The sequence below is a fragment of the Exiguobacterium sp. SH5S13 genome (assembly GCF_004337085.1).
Classification (GTDB): domain Bacteria; phylum Bacillota; class Bacilli; order Exiguobacteriales; family Exiguobacteriaceae; genus Exiguobacterium; species Exiguobacterium aurantiacum_A.
In genome coordinates this window covers 1-467 of record NZ_SJUS01000075.1, presented here as the reverse complement: position 1 = coordinate 467, position 467 = coordinate 1, and the positions used below count along the sequence as shown (strand labels likewise).

General features: G+C 51.4%; 2 tRNA genes and 1 rRNA gene. All 3 read right to left on the bottom strand.

The features are described 5' to 3' along the window. Positions 1-136 precede the first annotated feature (136 nt). Positions 137-209: transfer RNA gene (locus tag EVJ30_RS15060), tRNA-Ala, on the bottom strand. 23 nt (positions 210-232) lie between these two features. Continuing rightward, a tRNA-Ile gene (locus tag EVJ30_RS15055) sits at positions 233-309 on the bottom strand. Between the two features lie 76 nt (positions 310-385). Further along, positions 386-467, bottom strand: a 16S ribosomal RNA gene (locus EVJ30_RS15050); the annotation flags it as partial.

The following is a 467-nucleotide window of genomic DNA, read 5'->3' as shown; positions in this document are numbered from 1 at the left end:
GCTCCTAGTGCCAAGGCATCCACCGTACGCCCTTTCTACCTTGATCTAGCGTTTCTAAGACACACGGTCCGAACGGACCATGCATATTTTTCTTGGTTTGATGTCTTGATGAATCTTCAGTTTTCAAGGAACAAAGTGGAGCCTAGCGGGATCGAACCGCTGACCTCCTGCGTGCAAGGCAGGCGCTCTCCCAGCTGAGCTAAGGCCCCATATAAGGGAATTCTCAAAAAAATGGTGGGCCTAAGTGGACTCGAACCACCGACCTCACGCTTATCAGGCGTGCGCTCTAACCAGCTGAGCTATAGGCCCTCATAATTTGATTTGTCGAGAGATTTGGTCTCTCAAAACTGAACGATGGGCAATGCCACATGGGCATTTTCCTTAGAAAGGAGGTGATCCAGCCGCACCTTCCGATACGGCTACCTTGTTACGACTTCACCCCAATCATCTGTCCCACCTTCGGCGGC